The 22,466-nt window shown below is 70.7% G+C and carries 21 protein-coding genes; 1 reads left to right on the top strand and 20 read right to left on the bottom strand.

The window, feature by feature from the left end:
• Positions 1-130: 130 nt before the first annotated feature.
• From pyrF to ACFWPA_RS09630, 10 genes are all read right to left on the bottom strand, one after another.
• Complete coding sequence (gene pyrF, locus ACFWPA_RS09675; protein ID WP_378570073.1) at positions 131-1,003, bottom strand: orotidine-5'-phosphate decarboxylase; 873 nt, start codon at positions 1,001-1,003, stop codon at positions 131-133.
• A complete protein-coding gene (gene carB / locus ACFWPA_RS09670; protein ID WP_378506273.1) occupies positions 1,000-4,338 on the bottom strand; it encodes a carbamoyl-phosphate synthase large subunit in 3,339 nt (1,112 codons plus the stop codon). Before carB ends, pyrF begins: the two co-directional genes overlap by 4 nt.
• Positions 4,338-5,498, bottom strand: coding sequence for a glutamine-hydrolyzing carbamoyl-phosphate synthase small subunit (gene carA, locus ACFWPA_RS09665; RefSeq protein WP_378506272.1), 1,161 nt, complete (start codon positions 5,496-5,498; stop codon positions 4,338-4,340). Before carA ends, carB begins: the two co-directional genes overlap by 1 nt.
• The gene (locus ACFWPA_RS09660; protein WP_378506271.1) at positions 5,495-5,980 is read right to left on the bottom strand and encodes a transporter; all 486 of its coding nucleotides are present in this window, start codon (positions 5,978-5,980) and stop codon (positions 5,495-5,497) included. Before ACFWPA_RS09660 ends, carA begins: the two co-directional genes overlap by 4 nt.
• Positions 5,980-7,278, bottom strand: coding sequence for a dihydroorotase (locus tag ACFWPA_RS09655; RefSeq protein ID WP_378506270.1), 1,299 nt, complete (start codon positions 7,276-7,278; stop codon positions 5,980-5,982). The genes ACFWPA_RS09660 and ACFWPA_RS09655 overlap by 1 nt, the downstream gene beginning before the upstream one ends.
• Positions 7,275-8,222, bottom strand: coding sequence for an aspartate carbamoyltransferase catalytic subunit (locus tag ACFWPA_RS09650; protein WP_378506269.1), 948 nt, complete (start codon positions 8,220-8,222; stop codon positions 7,275-7,277). The genes ACFWPA_RS09655 and ACFWPA_RS09650 overlap by 4 nt, the downstream gene beginning before the upstream one ends.
• Positions 8,219-8,800 carry a bifunctional pyr operon transcriptional regulator/uracil phosphoribosyltransferase PyrR gene (pyrR, locus tag ACFWPA_RS09645; RefSeq protein WP_378506268.1) on the bottom strand — a complete coding sequence of 194 codons (582 nt, stop codon included), beginning with the start codon at positions 8,798-8,800 and terminating at the stop codon, positions 8,219-8,221. The genes ACFWPA_RS09650 and pyrR overlap by 4 nt, the downstream gene beginning before the upstream one ends.
• Before the next feature lie 186 nt (positions 8,801-8,986).
• Positions 8,987-9,487, bottom strand: a complete 501-nt coding sequence (nusB, locus tag ACFWPA_RS09640) for a transcription antitermination factor NusB (protein ID WP_378506267.1) — start codon at positions 9,485-9,487, stop codon at positions 8,987-8,989.
• Between the two features lies 1 nt (position 9,488).
• Positions 9,489-10,052 carry an elongation factor P gene (efp, locus tag ACFWPA_RS09635; RefSeq protein ID WP_378506266.1) on the bottom strand — a complete coding sequence of 188 codons (564 nt, stop codon included), beginning with the start codon at positions 10,050-10,052 and terminating at the stop codon, positions 9,489-9,491.
• A gap of 17 nt (positions 10,053-10,069) precedes the next feature.
• Positions 10,070-11,176 carry an aminopeptidase P family protein gene (locus ACFWPA_RS09630; protein WP_378506265.1) on the bottom strand — a complete coding sequence of 369 codons (1,107 nt, stop codon included), beginning with the start codon at positions 11,174-11,176 and terminating at the stop codon, positions 10,070-10,072.
• 123 nt (positions 11,177-11,299) lie between these two features.
• Here ACFWPA_RS09630 and ACFWPA_RS09625 point away from each other — a divergent pair, with 123 nt between their 5' ends.
• Positions 11,300-11,938: a B-4DMT family transporter gene (locus ACFWPA_RS09625; RefSeq protein ID WP_378506264.1), complete on the top strand. Its 639-nt coding sequence runs from the start codon at positions 11,300-11,302 to the stop codon at positions 11,936-11,938.
• 93 nt (positions 11,939-12,031) lie between these two features.
• Here the strand turns inward: ACFWPA_RS09625 and aroQ are convergent, their stop codons facing one another.
• From aroQ to ACFWPA_RS09575, 10 genes are all read right to left on the bottom strand, one after another.
• Positions 12,032-12,457 carry a type II 3-dehydroquinate dehydratase gene (gene aroQ / locus ACFWPA_RS09620; protein WP_378506263.1) on the bottom strand — a complete coding sequence of 142 codons (426 nt, stop codon included), beginning with the start codon at positions 12,455-12,457 and terminating at the stop codon, positions 12,032-12,034.
• Positions 12,454-13,563 carry a 3-dehydroquinate synthase gene (gene aroB / locus ACFWPA_RS09615; RefSeq protein WP_378570072.1) on the bottom strand — a complete coding sequence of 370 codons (1,110 nt, stop codon included), beginning with the start codon at positions 13,561-13,563 and terminating at the stop codon, positions 12,454-12,456. The genes aroQ and aroB overlap by 4 nt, the downstream gene beginning before the upstream one ends.
• On the bottom strand, positions 13,560-14,132 hold the full coding sequence (locus tag ACFWPA_RS09610) for a shikimate kinase (RefSeq protein WP_378506261.1): 573 nt from the start codon (positions 14,130-14,132) through the stop codon (positions 13,560-13,562). The genes aroB and ACFWPA_RS09610 overlap by 4 nt, the downstream gene beginning before the upstream one ends.
• Positions 14,129-15,316: a chorismate synthase gene (gene aroC, locus ACFWPA_RS09605; protein ID WP_378506403.1), complete on the bottom strand. Its 1,188-nt coding sequence runs from the start codon at positions 15,314-15,316 to the stop codon at positions 14,129-14,131. Before aroC ends, ACFWPA_RS09610 begins: the two co-directional genes overlap by 4 nt.
• A 43-nt stretch (positions 15,317-15,359) precedes the next feature.
• A complete protein-coding gene (locus ACFWPA_RS09600) occupies positions 15,360-15,791 on the bottom strand; it encodes a prepilin peptidase (protein ID WP_378506260.1) in 432 nt (143 codons plus the stop codon).
• Positions 15,792-15,911: 120 nt separating this feature from the next.
• Positions 15,912-16,751 carry a shikimate dehydrogenase gene (locus ACFWPA_RS09595; protein ID WP_378506259.1) on the bottom strand — a complete coding sequence of 280 codons (840 nt, stop codon included), beginning with the start codon at positions 16,749-16,751 and terminating at the stop codon, positions 15,912-15,914.
• Positions 16,741-17,970, bottom strand: coding sequence for an endolytic transglycosylase MltG (mltG, locus tag ACFWPA_RS09590; RefSeq protein WP_378506258.1), 1,230 nt, complete (start codon positions 17,968-17,970; stop codon positions 16,741-16,743). Before mltG ends, ACFWPA_RS09595 begins: the two co-directional genes overlap by 11 nt.
• Entirely contained in the window at positions 17,967-18,494 is a 528-nt protein-coding gene (ruvX, locus tag ACFWPA_RS09585) for a Holliday junction resolvase RuvX (protein ID WP_378570071.1), read from the bottom strand. Before ruvX ends, mltG begins: the two co-directional genes overlap by 4 nt.
• Positions 18,491-21,157: an alanine--tRNA ligase gene (alaS, locus tag ACFWPA_RS09580; protein ID WP_378570082.1), complete on the bottom strand. Its 2,667-nt coding sequence runs from the start codon at positions 21,155-21,157 to the stop codon at positions 18,491-18,493. Before alaS ends, ruvX begins: the two co-directional genes overlap by 4 nt.
• 116 nt (positions 21,158-21,273) lie before the next feature.
• Complete coding sequence (locus ACFWPA_RS09575) at positions 21,274-22,416, bottom strand: cytochrome P450 (protein WP_378570070.1); 1,143 nt, start codon at positions 22,414-22,416, stop codon at positions 21,274-21,276.
• Between the last annotated feature and the right edge of the window lie 50 nt (positions 22,417-22,466).

Below are 22,466 nucleotides of genomic sequence, written 5' to 3'. Positions count from 1 at the left end.
GTGTCAAACAGCTCCCGGGTGGCCCGGGGGTGTTCGCAACCCCCGGATAACCAGGGGCGATAGCGACCGTACTCACGCTCGGCGCCGATTGCTAACCCACCCCCGAAACTGCGGGGGCAAATCGGGTGGGCTATGCGAGGGCGGTCTCGACCTCGTCACGAACCCGCAGTGCGGCGTCCCGCAGCGCGGCTACCGACGGACCACACCGAAGCACGTCCCGAGACGTGTTGGGCAACAACAACTCTCGCGACCCTTCGAAAATCTCTGCGAGATCCGTCACGGTCGCGCCCTGAGCGCCGAGCCCGGGCGCCAGGATCGGACCGGTGAACGCCGACAGGTCCAGACCATGATCGCGCGTCGCGCCGATGACCAGGCCCATCGTGTCCCGGCCGTCCCTGTTGTGCGCCACCGCTGCGTCCACCATCGACTGCGCCACCGACGGCCCGGACCCGGCGGAACCGTCGTCACCGGCGGTCCTGGCCCCCTGCAACCCGCCACCCTCCGGATTGGAGGTGCGGGCCAACGCGAACAGGCCCCGCCCGGTCGCCGTCGCCAGCGTCACCGCAGGCTCAAGCGCCCCGAACCCCAGGTAGGGCGAGACGGTGAGCGCATCCGACGCCAGCGGGGCGCCCTCCCCGAGCCAGGCCTGCGCGTACGCCGACATCGTCGAGCCGATGTCGCCGCGTTTGGCGTCGGCGACGACCAGCGTGCCGGACTCCCGCAGTGCCGCGATCGTCCGTTCGAGGACCGCGTACCCGGCGGTGCCGTACGCCTCGAAGAACGCCACCTGCGGCTTGACCAGGGCCACCTCACCCGCGAACGCCGTGGTGCACACCTCGGCGAACCGCGCGAGCCCGTCCGCGGTCTCCGGCAGACCCCAGGCCCGCAGCAGCGGCGGGTGCGGGTCGATGCCAACGCACAGCCGCCCCCGGCTCCGGACCGCGGTCCGGAGCCGGGAGCCCCAACTGTCGGTGCTCATGAGCCCAGCGGCCTCGGTGCTCATCCGCGCAACGTCGCGTGCAGGTCCTGCAGCGACTGGACCCCGATGTCGCCGCGGATCGCGGCCTCGATGCCCTGGACCGCGGCCGACGCGCCCTGCACGGTGGTGATGCACGGGATCGTCGCCGACACGGCCGCGCTCCGGATCTCGTAGCCGTCGACACGCGGTCCGGAGTTCCCGTACGGCGTGTTGATCACCATGTCGACCTCGCCGGCCCGGATCCGGTCGACGATGGTGACGGCGCCCTCGTCGAGCTCCTCACCGGACTGCTTGTGCACCTGCTCGCAGACGATGCCGTTGCGGCGCAGCACGTCCGCGGTGCCCGCGGTCGCGAGGATCGCGAAGCCGAGGTCCGCGAGCCGCTTGACCGGGAAGATCAGCGACCGCTTGTCCTTGTTCGCGACGGAGACGAAGACGGTGCCGGAGGTGGGCAGCGATCCGTACGACGCGGTCTGGCTCTTCGCGAACGCGGTGCCGAAGTCCTTGTCGATGCCCATCACCTCGCCGGTGGACTTCATCTCCGGGCTGAGCAGGGTGTCGACGCCGGTGCCGTCGGCGCGGCGGAACCGGTTGAACGGCAGCACCGCCTCCTTGACCGCGATCGGCGCGGTCGCCGGCGTCTCGCCGCCGTCCCCGCTCGCGGGCAGAATGCCCTTGCTGCGCAGCTCGGCGATCGACTCACCGAGCATCACCCGCGCGCACGCCTTCGCCAGCTGCACCGCGGTCGCCTTCGACACGAACGGCACCGTGCGGGACGCCCGCGGGTTCGCCTCAAGGACGTAGAGGATGTCGTCCTTGAGCGCGTACTGCACGTTGAGCAGGCCCTTGACGCCGATGCCCTTCGCGAGCGCCTCGGTGGAGCGGCGCACGTTCTCCAGGTCGGCCCGGCCGAGGGTGATCGGCGGCAACGCGCAGGCGGAGTCACCGGAGTGGATGCCCGCCTCCTCGATGTGCTCCATCACGCCGCCGAGGTACACCTCGGTGCCGTCGCACAGCGCGTCGACGTCGATCTCGACGGCGTCCTCGAGGAACCGGTCGACCAGCACGGGCCGGTCGTCGGAGATCTCGGTGGCGCGGGCGATGTAGTCCTGCAGCGACTTCTCGTCGTACACGATCTCCATGCCGCGCCCGCCGAGCACGTAGGACGGCCGCACCAGCACCGGGTAGCCGATCCCGGACGCGATGTCCCGGGCGCCGTCGAAGGTGGTGGCGGTGCCGAACTTCGGCGCGGGCAGCCCGGCCTCGGTGAGGACGCGGCCGAACTCGCCGCGGTCCTCGGCCAGGTCGATGGCCTCGGGGCTGGTGCCGACGATCGGGACACCGGCCTCCTTCAGCCGCCGCGCCAGACCCAGCGGCGTCTGACCGCCGAGCTGCACGATGACGCCGGCGACGGTGCCCGACGCCGACTCCGCGCGGTACACCTCGAGCACGTCCTCGAAGGTCAGCGGCTCGAAGTACAGCCGGTCGGCGGTGTCGTAGTCGGTGGAGACGGTCTCCGGGTTGCAGTTGACCATCACCGTCTCGTACCCGGCCTCGGACAGGGTCAGCGCCGCGTGCACGCACGAGTAGTCGAACTCGATGCCCTGACCGATGCGGTTCGGACCGGAGCCGAGGATCAGCACCTTCTGCTTCTCCCGCTGCTCGGCGACCTCGGTCTCGGCGTTCGGATCGAGCTCGTACGTCGAGTAGTGGTACGGCGTCTTGGCCTCGAACTCGGCGGCGCAGGTGTCGACGGTCTTGTACACCGGGTGGATGCTCAGCTCGTCGCGCAGCGCGCGGACCGCGTCCTCCCCCACCCGGTGGTCGCCGAACTCGGGCCGCAGCGCGGCGATCTGCCGATCCGACAGGCCGTGGTACTTGGCCTGCCGCAGCGTCACCTCGTCGAGGTGCTCGGCGGCACGCAGGTGCTCGCCCAGCTCGTGGATCTGCTCGAACTGGTCGAGGAACCACGGGTCGATCGCGGTGGCGTCGAACAGCTGCTCGACGGTCGCACCGAGCGCGAACGCCTTCGCGATGCCGTACATGCGGCCGTCGTGCGGGACCTTCAGCTCCTCGAGCAGCGCGTCGAGGTCGTCCCCCTCCACCTCGGGGCCGGTCCACCAGCCCGCCCGCTTGGTCTCCAGCGAGCGCATCACCTTGCCGAACGCCTCGGTGAAGTTGCGGCCGATGGACATGGCCTCACCGACGGACTTCATCGTGGTGGTCAGGGTGCCGTCGGCGCCCGGGAACTTCTCGAACGCGAACCGCGGCGCCTTGACGACGACGTAGTCGAGCGTCGGCTCGAAGCAGGCCGGCGTCTCCTTCGTGATGTCGTTGACGATCTCGTCGAGGGTGTAGCCGATCGCCAGCTTGGCGGCCATCTTCGCGATCGGGTAGCCGGTCGCCTTCGACGCCAGCGCCGACGAGCGGGACACCCGCGGGTTCATCTCGATGACGACCAGGCGGCCATCCTTCGGGTCCATCGCGAACTGGATGTTGCAGCCGCCGGTGTCGACGCCGACCTCGCGCAGGATCGCGATGGAGAGGTCACGCATCTCCTGGTATTCGCGGTCGGTGAGCGTCATCGCGGGCGCGACGGTGACCGAGTCACCGGTGTGCACGCCGACCGGGTCGACGTTCTCGATCGAGCAGACGATGACCACGTTGTCGCGGCCGTCGCGCATCAGCTCGAGCTCGTACTCCTTCCAGCCGAGGATGGACTCCTCGATCAGGACGTTCGCCGTCGGCGACGCGGCGAGGCCGCCGCCGGCGATCCGCTCCAGGTCGGTCTCGTCGTAGGCCATCCCGGACCCGAGGCCGCCCATCGTGAACGACGGCCGCACCACGACCGGGTAGCCGAGCTCGGCGACGGTGTCCTTCACCTCGTCCATCGTGAAGCACACCCGCGAGCGCGCCGACTCGCCGCCGCACTTGGTGACGATGTCCTTGAACTTCTGCCGGTCCTCGCCCCGCTGGATGGCGTCGAAGTCGGCGCCGATCAGCTCGACGCCGTACTTGGTGAGCAGGCCCTGCTCGTGCAGCGCGACGGCGGTGTTCAGTGCGGTCTGGCCGCCGAGGGTCGCCAGGACGGCGTCGATCGGGGTGCCCTTCGCGGCCTCGCGGGCGAAGACCTTCTCGACGAACTCCGCGGTGATCGGCTCGACGTAGGTGGAGTCGGCGAACTCCGGGTCGGTCATGATCGTGGCCGGGTTGGAGTTGACCAGCGAGACCCGCAGGCCCTCCTCCCGGAGCACGCGGCACGCCTGGGTGCCGGAGTAGTCGAACTCGCAGGCCTGGCCGATGACGATCGGACCGGAACCGATCACCAGGATGTGCTTGAGATCTGTGCGCTTCGGCATTACTTCTTGGCTCCCTCGAGCAGGCTGGTGAAACGGTCGAACAGGTAGGCGGCGTCGTGCGGGCCCGCCGCGGCCTCCGGGTGGTACTGCACGGAGAACGCGGAGTCGTCGAGCAGGCGGACGCCCTCGACGGCACCGTCGTTGGCGCAGGTGTGGGAGACCTGGGCGCGACCGAACGGGGTGTCGAACTCCTGGCCCGCTTCGCCCTCGAGCGCGAACCCGTGGTTCTGCGCGGTGATCGCGATCCGGCCGGTGCCGTGCTCGACCACCGGGATGTTGATGCCGCGGTGCCCGAACTTCATCTTGTAGGTGTCCAGGCCGAGGGCGCGACCGAGGATCTGGTTGCCGAAGCAGATGCCGAACAGCGGCAGACCCTGGCCGAGGACCTCCTTCGTCAGGTGCACCGCGCCGTCCGCGGTCGCCGGGTCGCCGGGGCCGTTGGACAGGAACACGCCGTCCGCGTTCAGGTCGAGGATCTGCTCGAGGCTCGCGGTCGAGGGCAGCACATGCACCCGGATCCCGCGCTGCGCGAACATCCGCGGCGTGTTGGTCTTGATGCCGAGGTCGATCGCGGCGACCGTGAAGCGGGCCTTGCCGCCGACCGGCTCGACGACGTAGCCGCTGCTGGTGGACACCTCACCGGCCAGGTCAGCGCCGAGCATCGCGGGCTGCCCCTGCACCGCGGCGAGCATGCTGGCGTCGTCGGCGAGCGCGGCGCCGGAGAACACGCCGGCGCGCATCGATCCGCGGGTGCGCAGGTGCCGGACCAGGGCGCGGGTGTCGATGCCTGCGATGCCGACGACGCCCTGCCGCTCCAGCTCATCCTGCAGCGACCCGGTGGCCCGCCAGCTCGACGTGCGGCGCGACGGATCACGGACCACGAAACCGGCCACCCAGATTCGCGACTCCGACGACTTTCCGGTCGGGCCGACGGACTCGTTGTCCTCGTCGTTCCAGCCGGTGTTGCCGATCTGCGGGGCGGTGGCCACCACGATCTGGCGGTGGTAGCTGGGGTCGGTCAGGGTCTCCTGGTAGCCGGTCATGCCGGTGGAGAACACCGCCTCACCCAGGGTCTGCCCGGTGGCGCCGAACTCGACGCCGCGGAAGATCCGGCCGTCCTCCAGGACGAGGGCCGCGGGCCCTGACTTCACGATGCTCACTCTTTCTCTCCATCCACCCAGGTCGGGTACACGCTCTTGTCGTCTCCACGGAATCCGGTGTCGATCTCCGTTCCGGTGGGCAGCTCCCACCGGATCACCAGGACCCCGTCCTTGCTCATGACCTTGCCCGCGAGCCCGCGTTCGGTCCGGATCGCGCGGATCGACTCCTGCGGGATCCAGATCGGCGACGCCCCGTCGCGTTCGAGCAGCACACCCAGCTCGTGGCGGCTCAGTTCGCCGGTGGCCCGGTGGCCGAGGTCGCCGACCGCGATCCGGTCCTGCCAACTCGGGGCGAGGGTGCTGCCCACATACAGTCCGGTGCTCGGCGGGATCAGCTGCGCCCCCCGCTCGGCGGGGACGGCGGGCAGGTCGCCGACGCGCTCCCGCTGCCGCTTCGCCCGGCCCCGCCAGCCCCAGAACATCAACGCAACCAGCACCACCCACAGGGCCGCGAAGCCGGCGGTGATCAGGACCCGGTCCATCACCGCACCCGCCCCTCGAGCACCGTCGGCGTGCCCCGCAGCAGGGTGGTGGTGACCTTCGCACCGAAGGTCATCGCCTCGTAGGGGGTGTTGTTCGCGATCGACGCGAGCTCGGGTCCGCGGACCGTCCACTCCCGGGCCGGGTCGACCAGCGTCAGGTTTGCCGGCTCGCCGACCGCGATCGGGCGGCCCTGGTCGGGCAGCCCGACGATCTCCGCGGGCCGCTCGCTCATCACCTTCGCGACGCCGCGCCAGTCCAGCAGCCCGGGCTCGACCATGGTCTGCGCGATGATCGCCAGCGCCGTCTCCAACCCGAGCATGCCGGGGCGGGCCTGCGAGAACTCGCAGCACTTGTCCTGCTCGGCGTGCGGGGCGTGGTCGGTGCCGACGCAGTCGATCGTGCCGTCGGCCAGCGCCGCGCGCAGCGCCTCCACGTCGGAACGTTCCCGCAGCGGCGGGTTCACCCGGTTCACCCCGTCGTAGGTCTCCAGCCGGGAGTCGTCGAGCAGCAGGTGATGCGGGGTGACCTCGGCGGTGATCGAGATGCCCTGCCCCTTGGCCCACTTCAGCAGTTCGACGGTGCCTGCGGTGGAGGCGTGGCAGATGTGCACGCGGGCTCCGGCGTCGCGGGCAAGGAGGGCGTCGCGGGCGACGATCGACTCCTCCGCCGCCCGCGGCCAGCCACCGAGCCCGAGCCGGGCGGCGGTCGGGCCCTCGTGGGCGACGGCGCCGACGGTCAACCGCGGCTCCTCCGCGTGCTGCGCGATCAGCACACCGAGCGCGCTGGAGTATTCCAGGGCGCGGCGCATGACCAGCGGGTCGTCAACGCAGTGGCCGTCGTCGGAGAACAGCTTGACCTGCCCGACGCCGGCGGCCATCGTCGCCATCTCGGCGAGCTGCTTGCCCGCCAGCCCGACGGTGACCGCCCCGACCGGGTGCACGTCGACGAGCCCGACCTCCTGGCCGCGGCGCCACACGTGGTCGGTGATGACCACCGAGTCGGCGACCGGGCTGGTGTTGGCCATCGCGAAGACCGCGGTGAATCCACCGAGAGCCGCTGCCGCGGAGCCGGTTTCGATGGTCTCGGTGTCCTCGCGGCCAGGTTCCCGCAGGTGGGTGTGCAGGTCGACGAAGCCGGGCAGCAGGATCTGGCCCGCGGCGTCGATCACGGTGGCGTCGTCCGCCGCGGCGAGTCCCGCCCCGATCTCGGCGATCTCGCCGCCGCGGATCAGCACGTCGACCGGGTCACCCTCGCCGTAGATCCGCGTTCCGGTGATCAGCACCTCGCCGCCGCTCACAGCGCCACCCCTTCCCCGGTACCGACCAACAACCCGAACAGGACAGCCATGCGGATGTGAACTCCATTCGTGACCTGCTGCAGCACAGCAGTTTTCGGTGAATCGGCAACGGCGGACGCGATCTCCATACCGCGCAGCATCGGCCCCGGGTGCAGCACCACCGCATGCTCCGGCAGCAGCGCGAGGCGCCTCTCGTTGAGGCCGTAGGTGATCGAGTACTCGCGCGGCGACGGGAAGAACCCGCCGTTCATCCGCTCCGCCTGCACCCGCAGCATCAGCACCGCGTCCAGGCCCGGCAGTTCGGCGTCGATCGAATGCGAGACGGTGACCGGCCAGCTCGACACCCCCACCGGCAGCAGCGTCGGGGGCGCGACCAGCACCACCTCCGCGCCGAGCATCGACAGCAGGAACGCGTTGGACCGCGCGACCCGACTGTGCAGGATGTCGCCGACGATCGCGATCCGTTTGCCCGCGATGTCGCCGAGCCGCTGCCGCAGGGTGAGCGCATCCAGCAACGCCTGCGTCGGATGCTCGTGGGTGCCGTCGCCCGCGTTGATGACGGCGGGCCCGCCGCCGTTACCGTCGCCGGTCCACTCGGCGATCCGGTGCGCGGCGCCCGACGCGGGATGCCGCACGATCAGCGCGTCCGCGCCAGCGGCGTGCAGGGTCAGCGCGGTGTCCCGCAGCGACTCGCCCTTGCTCACCGATGAACTCGACGCGCTGACGTTGATCACGTCCGCGCTCATCCACTTCCCGGCGACCTCGAAGGAGACGCGGGTGCGGGTCGAGTTCTCGAAGAAGACGGTCATCACGGTGCGCCCGCGCAGGGTCGGCAGCTTGCGGACCTCGCGGCCGAGCAGCGCCTGCTGGAATCGTTCGGCCTCGTCGAGCAGTGCGGTGGCCGACTCCGCGGTCAGGTCGGTGACCGAGAGCAGATGCTTCACTGGGCGGTTCCCTCGTTCTCTCCGCTGCTGAGCGTCACGGCGTCGACGCCGTCGTGCTCGACCAGCAGCACCTGGACGTCCTCGCTGCGCGCGGTGGGGACGTTCTTACCGACGTAGTCCGCGCGCAGCGGAAGCTCCCGGTGGCCGCGGTCGACGAGGACCGCCAGCTGCACGGCACGGGGCCTGCCGAGGTCCCGCAGCGCGTCCAGCGCCGACCGCACCGAGCGGCCCGAGAACAGGACGTCGTCGACGAGGATCACCAGCGCGCTGTCGACCCCGCCGTCCGGCACCGAGGTCCGCTCGAGCGGGCGGTGCGGCTTGGTCCGCAGGTCGTCGCGGTAGAGGGTGATGTCCAGGGATCCGACGGGGGGCCGGATGCCGGAGAATTCCTCGATCTTCGCGGCGAGGCGGTGGGCGAGGGTGGTGCCGCGGGTCGGGATACCGATCAACACCACACGGGGTGGATCGTTCTCCGCGTCCAGCGCGGTCTTCTCGATGATCTGGTGCGCGATCCGGGCGACCGTGCGACCGACGTCGGCAGCGGAGAGCAACTCCCTACCGGTGGGTGTGTTCGACAAGCTGGACCTCCTTCTCCGCCTCTCGGGACGGATCGTTAAAGGATGTCTGACGCCGCTCAGCCTAGCAGCGCGGGCACCCGTCACCCGCACCCGCGCGACGTGGGCCTGACCACAGCCCGGATACGGGTGAAGGGCACCCTCGCCCGGTCCAACCGGTCGAGGGTGCCCTTCACCCGTGGCGGCGAGTCAGTCGTCGGACGACTCCGCGGCCTGCTGCTGAGACTGCGCGGTCGCGGCGGCGGCGGCCCGCACCTGGGGCGCGACGAGGACGACCTGCCCGAGGATGCCGTTGACGAACGCGGGCGACTCGTCGGTGGACAGTTCCTTCGCAAGTTCGACGGCCTCGTCGACCGCGACGACCGGCGGCACGTCCGTGGCGTGGAACAGTTCCCACACCGCGATCCGCAGGATGGCCCGGTCGACGGCGGGCAGCCGGTCGAGCGTCCAGTCCTGCAGATGGTCGGCGATCACCCGGTCCAGCCGGTCCAGGTTCTCCGCGACACCGGTCACCACCGTGACCGTGTACGGGTTCACCGGCGCGACGGTGTCGTCCCTGCTGGACAGCTCGACCCGCTCATCCGCAAGGTTCACCGGGTCGAGGTCACGCGCCTCCGCCTCAAACAGGAAGTCGACGGCACGCTTGCGGGCCTTGTGCCTGGCCCCGAGCTTCTTCTGGCTACCGGACACGCTACGAGTTCACGCGGCCCAGGTAGTTGCCGTCACGCGAGTCGATCTTCAGCTTGTCACCGGTGTTGATGAACAGCGGGACCTGCACCTCGGCGCCGGTCTCCAGGGTCGCGGGCTTGGTGCCGCCGGTGGAGCGGTCACCCTGCAGGCCCGGATCGGTGTGCTGGACCAGCAGCTCGACGGTGACCGGCAGCTCCACGAACAGCGGGGCATCCTCGTGCGTGGCGACCTGGACCTGCATGTTCTCCAGCAGGAAGCGGTGGCCGTCCCCGACGGTGGCCTCCGGGATGGAGATCTGGTCGTAGGTGTCGCCGTCCATGAAGACGTAGTCGCTGCCGTCGTGGTACAGGTACGTCATGTCGCGGCGGTCGACGGTCGCGGTCTCGACCTTCACCCCGGCGTTGAACGTCTTGTCCACGTTCTTGCCCGAGAGCACATTCTTCAGCTTCGTCCGCACGAACGCGGGACCCTTGCCCGGCTTGACGTGCTGGAACTCGACGATCTGCCAGAGCTGGCCCTCGATCTTCAGTACGAGCCCGTTCTTGAAATCACTGGTGTCCGCCACTGGCTTCGCGTCTCCTTTTAGACGATTGTCAAATCCTTGCTGGTGAGCGTGAGGAGCTCGGGCCCCTGCTCGCGGACCACGAGGGTGTCCTCGATCCGGACGCCTCCGCGCCCGGAGAAGTACACCCCCGGCTCGACGGTCACCGCAGCACCGGCTAGCAGTGTACCGGTGCCGCCCTTCCCGATCCCCGGCGCTTCATGGATCTCCAGGCCGACACCGTGCCCGAGACCGTGCAGGAACAGGTCGCCGTGACCCGCGTCCTCGATCACCGAACGGGACGCCGCGTCCACCTCGCCGACCGCGACCCCGGGTGCCAGCGCCGCCCGCCCCGCCGCCTGCGACCGCAGCACCAGGTCGTACACGTCCCGCTGCCAGGCCGCAGCCGACCCGAGCACATAGGTGCGGGTCATATCGGAGTGGTAGCCGGCGACGGTGGCTCCGAAGTCGAGCTTGACGAAGTCCCCGGACGCCAACACCGCGTCCGTCGGCCGGTGATGCGGGATCGCCGAGTTCGCGCCCGCCGCCACGATCGTCTCGAACGAGACGCCGTCGCCGCCGTGCTCGAGCATCAGGAACTCAAGGTCCCGCCCGACCTCCCGCTCGGTCCGGCCCGGCCGCAGCCCGCCCCGCTCGATCAGCACGGCCAGCGCCAGATCCGCAGCCGCACAAGCCCGCCGGAGCAGACCGACCTCGTGCTCGTCCTTGACCTCCCGCAGCCGCTCCACCAGTCGCGGGGCACGGGTCAGGGCAAGGTCCGGCGCCGCGGACCGCCACGCGGCCAGCGCGTCGACCGTCACCACATGACTCTCGAACCCCACCCGCACGCCCGCACGGTCCGCGAGCCGCCCGACCAGGGCCGCCGCGCTCGACCGGTCGATCACCGCCCGCAGGTCCGGCACCTGCGCACCGACCTGGGTGACGTAGCGGCCGTCGGTGCAGATGACCGTCCGGTCCTCAGTGTCCGGGCCGTCGCCCGCGTCGACGATCAGCGCCGCGTTCGACCCGGTGAATCCGGTGAGGTAGCGGATGTTGAGCAGGTCGGTGACCAGCAGGACGTCGAGGTCATGCTCGGCGAGCAGTCGGCGCAGGGCGGCGCGGCGTGCGCCGTGATCGGCAGTGAACATGGGTCCAACGTACGACAGTGACCCGCCCGGTCGGGCGCGGTCGCCGTCCGATTGGCCGAGTATCCGCGGCCGGCGGTGTCGGTTGGGTCACAGCCCCGACGTGACGCTCGTTACGCTGTCCGCATGAAACCCTGGATTGTTCGCGGTCTCGGCATGACATTCGTCCACGTCATCACCCGTGTCGTGCTCGGAATCGCCATCACCGCGTGGCCCCTGCACGGGTCGCTGATGCGCTGGCTCGGCATCATCGTCGTCGTCCTCGCGGCACTGTTGTGGGCGGGAGTCGACGGCATCCGTGACGCCCGCGCGCATCCGTCCGAGCGGGAGGAGGCGGACCTGACGATGACCTGGCTCAAGGCGGGCGCCGTCGCCGGCCTGCTCTCGGGTGCGGTGTGCTGGCTGATCGGCGCGGTGTCCGACATCGCGCTCGGCGAGAACCCGCTGTTCTTCGAACTGACCTCCGGCGCCGCCTTCACCCTGCTGCTGGTGTTCGTTCCCGCGATGCTCGCGGTCGCGGTCGGGCGGTTCCTCGCGCATCGGGACGCGAACAAGGCGGACAAGCAGGCCGCGGTCGCCGCGCCGGTCCCGGTGGCGGCAGCAATCGCGGGTGACCCCGAGACGACCGAGCAGTGGTCACACGAGGAGGACGGTGGATCGTACGGGTTCGCCGAGGGCCCCTACTCCGAACCCTCCGACGACACCGGTCCCGCCGACGACGCCCCCACCGAGGTGTTCCGCGCGGTCCAGCCGCCGAAGGACTGAATGCAGCTCCGCTGCCCGTGAGTGATTTTCACCCCGGTCGGGGTGAAAATCACTCACAGTTCCGGCTTCCCGGGGCGGCGCGGCCGCCGATGGTCAGCGCTCGGCGAGGAACCGCATCGCGAGAGCGTAGCCCTGCACCCCGGCACCGACGATGACAGCGGTCGCGAGCGGGCTCAGGTACGAATGCTGCCGGAACTCCTCGCGGGCGTGCACGTTCGAGATGTGCACCTCGACGAGCCCCGCGGTCAGCTCCGCGCAGGCATCCCGCAGGACCACCGAGGTGTGCGTCAGACCACCCGCATTGAGGATCACCGGCTCCCCCGCGTCCGCGGCGTCGTGGATCCAGCCGAGCAGCTCGCCCTCGTGATCGGACTGCCGGACCTGCACCTGCACACCGAGTTCCGCGGCGGTGCGGTCGCACAGGGCCACCAGGTCGGCGTGTGTGGTCGCGCCGTACACCTCGGGCTGACGGCGTCCGAGCCGCCCCAGGTTCGGCCCGTTGATGATCTGGATCGTCACAGCAGTACCGTACCGGCGGTCGCGCCCGGGTCACGGGAGATCGCGGAGTAGGCCGCGGCGAGCAGCGTCGGGTCCGGGCCCTCCAGTCGGCTCGGCTTCGCCAGGCCGTCCAGGACCACGAACCGCAACATGCCCGCGCGGTTCTTCTTGTCGGTCTGCATGCCCTTCATCAGGTCGGCGAAGGCGTCCGCGTCGTAGCCGGTGGGCAGCCCGATCGACTCGAGGATCGACTTGTGCCGATCGGCGGTGGCATCGTCGAGGCGGCCCGCGAGCCGACCGAGTTCGGCGGCGAAGACCAGCCCGACGGACACCGCGGCACCGTGCCGCCAGCGGTACTTCTCGCGCCGCTCGATCGCGTGGCCGAGGGTGTGCCCGTAGTTGAGGATCTCCCGCAGGCTCGACTCCTTGAGGTCCGCGGCGACGACCGTCGCCTTCACCTCGACAGAGCGGCGGATCAGTTCGGGCAGGACCTCCCCGGTCGGGTCGAGGGCGGCCTCCGGGTCCGCCTCGATCAGGTCGAGGATCACCGGGTCGGCAATGAAGCCGGTCTTGATCACCTCGGCCATGCCGGCAACGATCTCGTTGCGCGGCACCGTTTCCAGGGTCGCGAGGTCGATCAGGACGGCGGACGGTTCATGGAACGACCCGACGAGGTTCTTCCCCGCGTCGGTGTTGATGCCGGTCTTGCCGCCGACCGCGGCATCGACCATCGCCAGCAACGTGGTCGGCACGTGCACGACCTTCACCCCGCGCATCCAGGTCGCCGCGACGAACCCGGCGAGGTCGGTTGCCGCGCCGCCGCCGAGGCTGACCACCGCGTCGCTGCGGGTCAGGCCGATCCGGCCGAGCACCTCCCAGCAGAATCCGGCGACCGCGAGATCCTTGCCGTCCTCGGCGTCCGGGATCTCGATGCTGTGCGCGTCGATCCCCTTCGCGGCGAGCGCCGCCTTGAGCACGTCCGCGGTCTGCAGCAGCGTCGGCTGGTGGATGATCGCGATGGTCCGGATGCCCGCAAGTTCGCCGACGATGTCGTCGAGCAGACCGCGGCCGATGATCACCGGATACGGGTTGGCCGTCTCGACCTGGACGCGTACGGGTTCGGTCACTGCCTGCCTTCTTCCTTCTGCGTGTCACCGGGCCGCGGGTCGAGCGGCGCCGGGTCGGTCTTCGTCGGGTCAAGCTTCGCGAGCAACTGCTCGACGACCCGGGCGGGGCTGCGGCCGTCGGTGCGCAACCGAATGGTCGCGACCTCCCGGTAGAGGGGTCGGCGGCGGCGCATCAGATCGCGGTACTTCTGTCGCGGGTCGCCGCCGGTGAGCAGCGGGCGACCGGTGTTGGCGCCGGTCCGTTTGAGGCCCTCGGCGACGCTGATCTCGAGGTAGACGACGGTGTGCCCGGCCAGCCTGCGCCGGGTGGTGTCGGAGAGGATCGCGCCGCCGCCGAGGGAGACGATGCCGTCCTGCTCCCCGAGGGCGCGGCGGACGACGTCCTCCTCGATTGTCCGGAACCCCGCCTCGCCGTCCTCGGCGAAGATCGCCGGGATGGTCCGGCCGGTCTCCTGCTCGATTGCCACGTCGGTGTCGTAGACGTCGAGGTCGAGCGCCCGGGCCAGCCGCCTCCCGATGGTCGACTTCCCGGCACCGGGCGGCCCGATCAGGACCGCGCGCGGGCTCACCTCGCCAGCCGCTCCCGCACGGCCGCGAGGTAGCCCTCGACGTTGCGCTGGGTCTCGGCGACGGAGTCGCCACCGAACTTCTCCAGCGCCGCCTGCGCGACGACGAGCGCGACCATGGACTCCGCGACGACACCGGCCGCGGGGACCGCACACACGTCGCTGCGCTGGTGGATCGCGACCGCTTCCTCGCCGGTGGCCATGTCGACGGTGGCCAGCGCGCGCGGAACGGTGGAGATCGGCTTCATCGCGGCACGCACCCGCAGCGCCTCGCCGTTGGTCATGCCGCCCTCGAGGCCACCCGCCCGGTTGGTCGAGCGCAGCACCCCGTCGGGGCCGGGCGTCATCTCGTCGTGCGCGGCACTTCCGCGGCGGCGGGCGGTCTCGAAGCCGTCCCCGACCTCGACACCCTTGATCGCCTGAATTCCCATGAGAGCGGCGGCCAGTCGTGCGTCGAGGCGGTTCTCGCCGCTGATGAATGAGCCGAGCCCGACGGGCAGGCCTTCGACGATCACCTCGACGACACCGCCGAGGGTGTCGCCGTCCTTCTTCGCGGCCTCGATCTCGGTGATCATCGACTCCTCGGCTGCCTTGTCGAAGGCGCGCACCGGGCTGGCATCGACGGCATCGAGATCGTCGGGCCGCGGCCCGGGGCCGACGTAGGGTTCGGACGCGCCGATGGAGATGACATGCGAGAGCACCTCGACACCGAACACCTGGCGCAGGAAGTTGCGGGCGATGGTGCCCGCGGCGACCCGGGCCGCGGTCTCCCTGGCGCTGGCCCGTTCGAGCACGGGACGGGCGTCGTCGAATCCGTACTTGAGCATCCCGGAGAAGTCGGCGTGGCCGGGCCGCGGACGGGTCAGCGGCGCGTTGCGGGCCAGGTCCTTGAGGAGCGCCTCGTCGACCGGGTCGGAGGCCATCACGGTCTCCCACTTGGGCCATTCACTGTTGGCGACCTCGACGGCGATCGGTCCGCCCATGGTGCGGCCGTGCCGGACGCCGCCGACGACGGTGACGACGTCCTTCTCGAAGCTCATCCGGGCGCCGCGCCCGTAACCGAGGCGGCGGCGGGCCAATTGGGAAGCGATCTCGTCCGAGGTGACCTCGACCCCGGCGACCATGCCGTCGAGCATCGCGACGAGGGCGGGTCCGTGGGATTCTCCGGCAGTTATCCAGCGCAGCACGCCGCCCATCATTCCACGGGACTGTTCCCGCTCGTCACACCGGTCACGCGAGGACGGCGAGCGCCACGAGCGAGGCCGCGCACATCGACGGTCCGTGCGGCAGACTCGCCCCGCCCCGCCCGGCGATGCGCAGCGTCACCCCGGCTGCGGCGGTGAGCGCGAACGCCCCGACCGCCGCCGCCAGCCACACCTGCGCCCCGCCCATCCCGGTGGCGGCGCCGAGCCCGACCGCGAGTTTGACGTCCCCGCCGCCCATCGAGGTGGGGGCGGCGAGGCGCATCAGCAGGTACCCGCCCCCGAGCAGGGCGGCGCCGACGAGGGCCTGGCGCAGCCCGCCGGTCGCGGCGGCGACCGCGAGGATCGCCGCAGCCCCCGGCAGCGTCAGCAGGTTCGGCAGCCGCCGCGTCCGCAGGTCGATCAGTCCGAGCCAGCCGCACCAGGCCGCGAGCGGTAGTAGTCCCCCGATGTCCCCCATCCGGGCAGCGTCGCACGCGCCGTCAGTCCTCCCCGACCGGCGACCTGGGGCTATCGCCGTCCTGTGGATGAATTCGGCGCCGCCGACCGTGCGTGATTTTTACCCCAATGCGGGTGAAGATCACGCACGGGCGCGGAGCGCTGCGGCCATCGCGGCTCGCGGCGCCTGCCGCCCGGTGAACTGCTCGACCTGCCCGAACGCCTGGTTCAGCAGCATCCGCAGCCCGTCGACGACGGTGCCACCCGCCGCCAGCACCGCCGACGCGAGCGGCGTCGGCCAGGGGTCGTAGATGGCGTCGAAGACCACCGGCGCGTGCGCGACCGCGGACGCGTACGGCGCGACGGCGTCGGCGGGGACGGTGCTGATCACGACCGCGGCGTCCCGGCACGCGGCGGCCAGCGCGACCTGCTCGAAGCCCTGATGGCGGGCCCGCAGCCCCATCGTGCCCGCGCAGGCCAGGGTGTCGGCGGCGCGGTCCGCGGACCGGGCGACGACGGACACCTCCGCGACACCGAGGTCGGCGAGCGCGCGCAGGGCCGGGCGTGAGGTGCCGCCCGCACCGATCAGCACGGCGCTCGCACCGGCGAGGTCCACCACCCCGACCTCGGCGAGCGCACCGGCGACACCGTCGACGTCGGTGCAGTCGGCGCGCCAGCCTCCGTCTATCCGGACCAGCGTGTTCGCCGACCCGACCTGCACGGCCCGCTCGGTCCGCTCGACCGCATACCCGAGGGCGGCGACCTTGCCGGGCATCGTCACCGACAGCCCGACCCATTCGGGTCCGAGTCCGTCGACGAGGCCGGGCAGCTGCTCGCCGGTGCATTCGATGCGCTCATAGGTCCAGTCGGTGAGGCCGAGCGCCCGGTACGCCGCGAGGTGCAGCTGCGGGGACCGGGAGTGTTCGATCGGCTTCCCAAGGACGGCCGCCCGCCGCGGCCCGCTCGTGTGGTCAGCGTCCACTGCTCAGAATCCCGCTCTGCACAGCCTTCTTGCTGTTCTCGAGGTGCTCGGCGTAGCTCTTGGTGAACAGGGTGGTGCCCCTGTCGTCGATGGTGACGAAGTACAGCCAGTCGCCGGGCGGCGCGGTCTCGACCGCCTGCACGGCCTTGATGCTCGGCGACGAGATCGGTGTTGCGGGCAGCCCCTCCATCGCGTAGGTGTTCCACGGCGTGACCGTCGCCCTGTCGGCGTCGGTGGTCGCCAGCTCCGTGGTGTCGAGGGCGTAGTTGACGGTCGAGTCGAACTCGAGGCGCTGCGGAACCGCGAGCCGGTTGATGATGACCCGCGCGACCTTGCCGAAATCGGCGGGCAGGGCCTCCCGTTCGACGAGGGATGCGGCGATCAGCACCTGATACCCGTCCAGCCCGATGCTGGCGCCCGCGGACGTGATGCCCGTCGCCTCGTACTTGGCGGCGCTTCCGCTGACCAGTCCACGGAGGATCTCGGTGGCGTCGGCGCCCGGGTCGAAGTCCCAGCTGCCCGCGGCGATGAGCCCCTCGAGCTGGCGGGTGCGGTCGGGCACCCCCTGGACCCGCGCGGCCGCCCAGTCGGGAACCCCGAGCGCGGCGAGGTCGGGTCCCGCGCCTGCCGCGTCGAGTTCCTCGACGCTGACGCAGTCCAGCGCACCCGACGCCGCGGGCAGGCAGCTGGCCTCGGAGATCAGGGTGTAGATGCCCCGCTTGGTTGCGCCGGTCTTCACGTCCGTGGTGTCGTGCAGTTGCCTGCCCTCGGAGATCACCAGCGATCCGACCCGCGACGACGGGTCGACCAGCGTGCTGACCGCGGTGGCGGCGGGCAACCGGGATTCCAGGTGGTAGTACCCGGGCTGCAGCGAGTTCATCGACGCGTTCTGCACGGCGGCGGTGTAGAACGCGGCGCTGCTGGCGACGACGTCCTTCTCGACCATCTGCGCGCCGATCTCGGTCGCGGTGTCGCCGGGGCGCACCTCGACGACCACCTCCGGTCCGGCGTCCCCCGCCGCGTAGTCGGCGGGGGCGTCGTCCCCGAGCAGACCCAGCGCGAGGTAGCCACCACCCGCGAGCACGCCGACGCCGGCGACCGCGGCGGCGACAACCCCCACCGTACGGCCGCGTTTACGGCGGGAAACGGCGGATTCCCTTGCCTCCCTGGCTCGGCGGGCCTCCGCACGGCTCTGGTACTGCCGATGCTCGTCGATCACTCCTCCTCCGTCGACACGTCCGCGGTGTGCGCCGACCGCAGCACCGCGCTTCGCTGATCGAGCCATCCCTGCAGGATCGCGACGGCCGCGGCCTGGTCGATCACCGACCGCTGCCCCTTCGCCTTGACCCCGCTCTCCCGCAGGGCCCGCGACGCGGTGACCGTCGTGAAGCGTTCGTCGGTCATCCGGACCGGGATCGGGGCGATCCGTTCCCGGAGCCGATCCGCGAACGCCACGGCGAGACCGGCGGCGGCGCCGCGCTCCCCGCGCAGGGTCTGCGGCAGACCGACGATAACCTCCACCGCCTCGTACTCCTCGACGATCGCGACCAGGCGCGTCAGGTCGGAGGTGTCCGCCCTGCTCTTGGCCCGGGCAACGGTCTCGACCGGCGTGGCGAGAATGCCGTCGGGGTCGCTCGCCGCGACCCCGATCCGGACGCTGCCCACGTCGATGGCGATGCGCCGCCCCCTGCCGGGGTCGTCCGCACCGGGCTGGTCAGCCGCCGGCGGCGGGCCCGAACTCACCCGGCGATCTCGGTGACGCGGGCGCGGACCGCGGCGAGGGCGGCCGGGATGCCGGACGGGTCGGCGCCGGATCCCTGCGCCATCTCCGGCTTGCCGCCGCCACGCCCGCCGATCAGCGGGCCGAACGCGCCGACCAGGTCGCCGGACTTGACGCCGAGGTCCTGCGCGGCCTTGCTGGCGGTGACGACGAACGGCACCTTGCCGTCGGTGGCACCGAGCAGCACGACGACCGCGGCCTCGGTGCCGAAGCGGCCCCGGATGTCGGTGGCGAGGGTGCGCAGGTCCCCGCCGGACACCCCGTCCGGCGCCTGCGCGGCCACCAGCAGCAGCCCACCGATCCGCTCGGCCTTCTCGACGAATCCGGCCGCCGACGCGAGCACCGCCGCCGCCTTCGTTGCCTCGAGTTCCTTCTCCGCGACCTTGAGCCGCTCGACGAGCTGCTCGACCCGGCCGGGCACCTCCTCGGAGGGCACCTTCAGCGCGGTCGCGACACCGGCGAGCAGGGCCCGCTCCTTGGCGAGGTAGCGGTACGAGTCGAGGCCGACGAACGCCTCGACGCGGCGGGCTCCGGAGCCGACGGACGACTCACCGAGAATGGTGATCTGGCCGATCTGCGCCGACGCCTGCACGTGGGTGCCGCCGCACAGTTCCATCGAGAACGGGCCGCCGATCTCCACGACCCGCACCTCGTCGCCGTAGTTCTCGCCGAACAGCGCCATCGCGCCCATCGACTTGGCCTTGTCGAGATCGGTGACGAACGTGTTGACGGGGTGGTTCGCGGCGACCGCCTCGTTGGCGACGGCCTCGATGTCGGCGAGCTGCTGCGCCGACAGCTGGTTCTGCGCGGCGAAGTCGAATCGCAGGTAGCCGGGCTTGTTCAACGACCCCTTCTGGGTGGTGTTCGGGCCGAGCACCTGCCGCAGCGCGGCGTGCACCATGTGCGTGCCGGAGTGGCCTTGGGTGGCACCGGACCGCCAGGACGGGTCGACCTGCGCGAGGATCGCATCACCCTCGGTGATCTGCCCGTCCTCGACGGTGACCTTGTGCACCCACAGCTTCTTCGCGATCTTCTGCACGTCCCGGACCCGCACCCGCATGCCGGGGCCGGTGAGGACACCGATGTCGGCGATCTGGCCGCCGGACTCGGCATACAGCGGGGTGCGGTCGAGGATCACCTCGACCTCCTGCCCCACGGTCGCCGTCGGCACCCGAACGCCACCGGAGATCAGCGCGAGAACCGTTGCCTCCGTTGTCAGTTCCGCGAAGCCGGTGAACTCGGTCTCGCCGCGGTCGACGAACTCCTTGTAGATGCTCAGGTCAGCGTGCGCGTGCTTGCGGGACTGTGCGTCCTCCTTGGCGCGCTTGCGCTGCTCGGCCATCAGCGACCGGAAGCCGTCCTCGTCGACGGACAGGCCCGCCTCGGACGCCATCTCGAGGGTCAGGTCGATCGGGAACCCGTACGTGTCGTGCAGGACGAACGCCTCGCTGCCGCCGAAGACCTTCTTGCCCGACGACTTGATCTCGTCTGCCTCAGCCTCGAACATCTTCGAGCCGGACGCCAGGGTCCGCAGGAACGCGGTCTCCTCGCCGACCGCGACGCCGAGGATGCGGTCGAAGTCGGTCTCGAGGACGGGGTACGACGGGGCCATCGTGTCCCGGACGACGGTGACGAACTCGCTCATGCTGGGCTGGTCCGCGCCGAGCAGCTTCGCGGAGCGGACGATGCGGCGCAGCAGCCGGCGCAGCACGTAGCCGCGACCCTCGTTGCCGGGGTTGACGCCATCCGCGATCAGCATCACCGCGGTGCGGGCGTGGTCGGCGATGACGCGGAAGCGGATGTCGGACTCGTTGTCGACGCCGTAGGCGGCGCCGGTCAGCTCCTCCGCCTTGGTGATCACCGGGCGTACCAGGTCGGTCTCGTAGACGTTGTCGACGTCCTGCAGCAGGAACGCGACGCGCTCGACGCCCATGCCGGTGTCGATGTTCTTCTTCGGCAGCACACCGACCGGGGGGTGCCCCTTCTTCGGGCTGAGCTCACCCCGCACGTCCTGCATGAAGACCAGGTTCCAGATCTCGATGTAGCGGTCCTCGTCGACGACGGGCCCGCCCTCCTTGCCGTATTCAGGTCCACGGTCGTAGTAGATCTCCGAGCACGGCCCACCCGGGCCCGGCACGCCCATATCCCAGTAGTTGTCCTCGCCGTCACGGAACTGGATCCGCTCCTCGGGCATCCCGGCTACCCGCCGCCAGATCTCGGCCGCCTCCGGATCCTGGTTGTACGCGGTCACCCAGATGCGCTCGGGATCGAAGCCGTAGCCGCCCTCCTCCTGCGGCTTCGTGATCAGCTCCCAGGCGAGGGTGATCGCACCTTCCTTGAAGTAGTCGCCGAAGGAGAAGTTCCCGGCCATCTGGAAGAAGGTGTTGTGCCGGGTGGTGACGCCGACGTTCTCGATGTCGCCGGTACGCACGCACTTCTGGACGCTGGTCGCGGTCGAGTACGGCGGGGTCTGCTGGCCGAGGAAGTACGGCTTGAACTGCACCATGCCCGCGTTCACGAACAGCAGGTTCGGGTCGTCGAAGATCAGTGAGGCGCTGGCCACCTCGGTGTGACCCGCCGTGACGAAGTGGTCGAGGAATCGCCTGCGGATCTCGTGGGTCTGCACCTGGTTGCCCTTCGCGTCTGAACTGAATCTGCCGTCGACCGTCGCCGTGCACGACGACATCGACCCTTCACAAGCTTAACGTCCGTGTCAGGCGAGTTCCGCGGGCAGTGGCGCGATCACCGAAGACGCAGGGACAGCCGGGTGAACCCGCCGGTCGGATAGCGCGCGGTGACGGTCGCCCCGCCGCCCGGCGCGATCGCGGTCGTCGCCGCCAGCAGTTCCTCGAACAGCACCCGCAACTCCAGCCGCGCGAGCGGCGCGCCGGGACAGTAGTGGACGCCGCGACCGTAGACCAGGTTGTCGGCCCGGTCCCGGTCGAGGCGGAACTCGTCGGGGTCGCCGAACACCCGCGGGTCGCGGTTTGCCGAAGCCCACACCACGTACACCCGGTCCCCGGCATTGACCGGGGTCCCCGCCACGTCGGCAGGCCGGGTCACCCGGCGTCTGCTCGCCACGAACGGCGAGTTGATCCGCTGGATCTCGTCGGTGGCGGCGTCGAGCAGCGCCGGGTCGGCGCGCAGCACCGCCTGGACGTCCGGGTGTCGGGCGAGGAACTCGGCGACGACACCGGCGCTGGCCGCGATCGTGGACAGTTCCGCCACCGTCCAGTTCCGGATGATGGAGACGATCTCCTCGTCGGTGAGGGGCCTGCCGTCGACGCGTTCGGTGAGCAACTCCCCGGTCGGGTCGGCGGCGGGGCGTCCCCTGCGCCGGTCCAACTGTTCCCGGATGTGACCGTCGAACTCGACCGCGATCGCCGCCATCGCGGCCCGATCCACGGCGAGCGTTGCGCGCCGGTTCTTCTCCGTCCAGTCCCGCATCGGGGCACGCAGCGTGTCCGGCCAGCCCATGAACGCACAGGTCGCGTCGTTCGCGAAGGGTTCGGCCAGGTCCGCCATCGCGTCGACGTCGACGCCCCTCGGCAGGGCCGAGACCAGCCCGGCGCAGATGGTCCGCAGCATTGGCTCGAACGCGGCGATCCGGTCCCCGGTGAAGTAGCCGTCCACGATCCGCCGGAGGCTGCGGTGCCGCTCGCCGTCGAGACCGTTCGGGATCTGCAGGTGCCGGGACACCTCGTTCGAGTAGGTGCCGGGGTCGTCGGCGATCGCGACGGTGTCCGCGTGCCCGAATACCGTCCAGCTGTCGTTGCCGTCGTATGCGATCGGGCAGCGGGCCCGCATCGCGTCGTAGGACGCGAGCTGGTCGGATTGGACCGCGTCGGACCGGGGCTGCCAGTCCGGTTCCCGAGTGCCCGTCATGTCGGCTCCCCTCGTCCGTCGAACGGTGCGTGCTGTGCACCCCGATCGGG

It is taken from the genome of Rhodococcus sp. NPDC058505 (genome assembly GCF_042720095.1).
Lineage (GTDB): Bacteria > Actinomycetota > Actinomycetes > Mycobacteriales > Mycobacteriaceae > Rhodococcus_G.
The sequence above is the reverse complement of the archived record's forward strand: the minus strand, read 5'-3'. Positions and strand labels throughout refer to the sequence as shown.

Bases quoted from the DNA above. Each gene is read 5' to 3' on its own strand.
- pyrF (WP_378570073.1), bottom strand. From the start codon at position 1,003: ATGAGCACCGAGGCCGCTGGGCTCATGAGCACCGACAGTTGGGGCTCC.
- carB (WP_378506273.1), bottom strand. From the start codon at position 4,338: ATGCCGAAGCGCACAGATCTCAAGCACATCCTGGTGATCGGTTCCGGT.
- ACFWPA_RS09660 (WP_378506271.1), bottom strand. From the start codon at position 5,980: ATGGACCGGGTCCTGATCACCGCCGGCTTCGCGGCCCTGTGGGTGGTG.
- ACFWPA_RS09630 (WP_378506265.1), bottom strand. From the start codon at position 11,176: ATGTTCACTGCCGATCACGGCGCACGCCGCGCCGCCCTGCGCCGACTG.
- ACFWPA_RS09625 (WP_378506264.1), top strand. From the start codon at position 11,300: ATGAAACCCTGGATTGTTCGCGGTCTCGGCATGACATTCGTCCACGTC.
- ACFWPA_RS09600 (WP_378506260.1), bottom strand. From the start codon at position 15,791: ATGGGGGACATCGGGGGACTACTACCGCTCGCGGCCTGGTGCGGCTGG.
- ACFWPA_RS09575 (WP_378570070.1), bottom strand. From the start codon at position 22,416: ATGACGGGCACTCGGGAACCGGACTGGCAGCCCCGGTCCGACGCGGTC.